The organism is Microbacterium sp. H6 (assembly GCF_003314775.1).
Taxonomy (GTDB): domain Bacteria; phylum Actinomycetota; class Actinomycetes; order Actinomycetales; family Microbacteriaceae; genus Microbacterium; species Microbacterium oxydans.
The window spans coordinates 4,123-7,045 of sequence record NZ_QOAY01000179.1; the positions used below are offsets into that span (position 1 = coordinate 4,123).

Annotated in this window: 3 protein-coding genes and 1 pseudogene; all 4 read right to left on the bottom strand. The window is 68.6% G+C overall.

Going from position 1 to position 2,923, the window contains the following annotated elements:
- Positions 1-251, bottom strand: a pseudogene (locus tag DSP71_RS23645) (branched-chain amino acid ABC transporter permease); the annotation flags it as partial.
- Positions 238-1,098: a branched-chain amino acid ABC transporter permease gene (locus DSP71_RS11480; protein WP_058632456.1), complete on the bottom strand. Its 861-nt coding sequence runs from the start codon at positions 1,096-1,098 to the stop codon at positions 238-240. The gene DSP71_RS11480 and the pseudogene DSP71_RS23645, both read right to left, overlap by 14 nt.
- Before the next feature lie 79 nt (positions 1,099-1,177).
- Positions 1,178-2,350, bottom strand: a complete 1,173-nt coding sequence (locus DSP71_RS11485) for an ABC transporter substrate-binding protein (protein ID WP_046748894.1) — start codon at positions 2,348-2,350, stop codon at positions 1,178-1,180.
- Between the two features lie 73 nt (positions 2,351-2,423).
- Positions 2,424-2,813 (bottom strand): nuclear transport factor 2 family protein, encoded by a 390-nt coding sequence (locus DSP71_RS11490; RefSeq protein ID WP_058632455.1) that lies wholly within the window; start codon positions 2,811-2,813, stop codon positions 2,424-2,426.
- Positions 2,814-2,923: the final 110 nt, after the last annotated feature.

The window sequence follows — 2,923 nt, forward strand, 5'->3', positions numbered from 1 at the left end:
ACAACGTTGAGCAGCGACACGATCCAGGCGCCGACGGCTGCGAACGTGAGCTGGCACAGGGCGATCATCCCTGCGGAGCCGGTCACGATGCCGAGGCCGAGGATGGCGATGGCGGCGGTGACCGCGCTGATGGCGAGGAAGACGAAGTACCCGGGCAGGGCCGAGCTGAGGATCGCACCGACCCCGATGCCGACGAGGGCGACGGCGAACGGCCAGGTGACCCGGAACCAGGGGCGGTCAACGAGCGGCATCCCACACCTCCTTGCGCTGCGTCCAGAGCAGCAGGACGACGATGAACAGGAACGGGAGGAAGTTGCGCACCAGCGCGACCTCGCCGATCTGGGCGACGAGTCCGCCGAGCACGCCGAGGATGAGTCCGCCGGCGACGGCGAGGTCGAGACGGCGGAAGCCGCCGAGGAGCGCGGCCGCGGCGGCGGGCACGATGAGCATCGACAGGCTCGTCGCGTCGTTGGACTGCGACGGCGCCACGATGATGATCGCGATCGCGCTGATCACACCCGTGACGAACCACACCGCGATGGAGAGCGGCCGCGAGCGGATGCCGAGCAGCTCGGCCGTCGTGGGGCGCTCGGAGAGGGCGCGCAGCTGCGTTCCGACTCTGGTGCGACGCAGGACGATGCGCACGGCGATGGCCGTCACGATCGCCATCGCGACGGTTGCGACCGTGACCTGGCTGACGACGACGCCGCCGATCGTGAAAGCGGGCCCGGCGATGATCGGCGCGAACGGCTGCGGTTTGTTGCCGAACAGGATGAACGACATCGAGATCAGCAGCAGCAGCGGGCCGACGGTCATCGCCGAGCGGGTCGTGGTCGACGCTTCGGACAGCCACGTCGCAGCGATGAAGCCGATCGCCGCGGCCAGCAGCCCTGCCACGAGCACCCCGAGCACGGAACCGACCCAGATGGGCAGCCCCAGTTCGCGCACGAACCACACGGCTGTGAAGCCGCCGAACATGCCGGTCGCGGCCTGGGCGAAGTTCACGACCCGCACGAGCCGGGACATGAGCGTCAGGCATACGCCGAGAACCGCGTAGAGACCGCCGGCGGCGAGCCCCGCGATGGCACCTTGCAGCATGGGCGTCCTTTCTGTTCCGAGGGGGAGGGGGAAGGTGCCTGCCGCCGGTAATGCGCCCGGCGGCAGGCGGTCTGGTGGACTACTCGCCGATGCGGAGCCAGTCGTCGGCGACCTGCTCCCAGGCGTGGGTGCCGGACTTGAGGATGATCGGCCAGCCCGCGGTGTTCTGCGTGCCGAACGCGTAGGGCGTGCCGACCATCGGGTTCTCGATCGGCTCCATGTTCTTCAGCGCCTCGGAGACGCTCTCACGGGTGATGTCGCCGTCGATGCCCTTGAGCACCTCGATGAAGTAGGTCGCCGCGAGGTAGCCGCCCTGACTGAACGACGTCAGCGGGATGTCGTTGTCCTCCATCAGGGTGCGCCAGTCGGCGTTGATCTCGCTGTCGTCCGTGAACGGGTAGAACTCGGCGGGAACGTAGATGCCGGCTCCCGCATCGTCCACGGCCTCGGCGAAGTTCTCGCTGTAGACGCTCGTCAGGTACAGCCAGGTGACGTCGTCCCAGCCCTGGGCGTTCGCGGCCTTGACCTGACCGATCGCGTCCGGCTCGACGGGGTTGATCGCGAGGGCCTTGCAGCCGGCCTCGCGCGCCTTGACGATGTACGGGGTGTAGTCGGATGCGCCGTACGGGACGGTGTCGTCGACGTACTTCGGCTCCTTGCCGGTGATCTCCGACCACTTGTCGATGGCGGCCTGGTAGGTCGGCCGGGTGGAGCCGGCGATCTCCAGCAGGATGCAGATGTCGTCGAGCCCGAGCACCTCGGATCCGTACTGCAGCGTGAGGGTCATGTCGTTGAACGGGCCGACGTTCGCCGGCGAGATGTTCTCGCTGTCGAAGCAGCCGGTGTCGACGCCGATTCCCGGCATCGACAGGATGCTCTCCTGCTCGTAGTACTTGGCGTTGATCTCGCACTCGATCAGGCTCGCGGAGCCGACCAGCGCGACGGCGCCGTCGCTGCCGACCAGTTCCCTGGCCGAGGCGGTCGCCGTGGCGGGGTCGCCCTTGTCATCGAGGGTCTTGTAGTCGATCTTGCGGCCGTCCAGTCCTCCGGCGTCGTTGAAGGCGTCGAAGACCGCGGCCGCCGCCTGGGAGGCCTCGGGGAAGGTGGCCGGCCCGCTGATGGTGTTGATGGACCCGACCACGATCGGGGCTCCGTCGCCCCCACCGGATCCGCCGTCTCCTCCGGCGCAGCCGGCCAGGGCGAGGGCTGCCACGGCGATGAGTGCCGCGGCGCCTGATGCGCGCTTGTTCATGTGGTTCCTGCCTCTCGTGTTCGGATCGTGCTGTGCGTGCCGTTCGTGTCGTGCAGTGATGGGGTGGCGTCGCTCAGTCGCGCAGTGCGCGGGACACGAGCTCGGTGTCGGTGAACTGCTCGAAGGCCACGACCTTGCCGTCCGCCAGGCGCCACACATGGGCCACCCGTGCGGCGAAGAAGCGGCCGGTGCGCCGATAGGTGCCGGAGTAGGTGCCGATGCCCACGACCGCATCGCCGGCGTCGAGGACCTCGTCGATGGCCACGGTGTAGTCGTCCCAGTCCTCCTGGATGCGCTGGAACACGTTGGCGGCCACCGCGTCGGGGCCGATGTAGGTTCCCGCGTAGGGGAAGCCGGCGGCCTCGGTCCACTGCACATCGGGTGCGAACGGCGCGAGCATCCCGTCGAGGTCGCCGCGGTCGCTCGCCGCGTAGTGTTCGCGGATGATGTCGGCATTGCCCATGGTGTCTCCTGTTCTCGCTGTCGATCAGACGGGCTGCGCGTCGGGATAGGCGACCGAGCCGAGCGGGTAGATGTGCCCGCCGGCCCTGGAGTGCTCGGAGTCGCCATCGC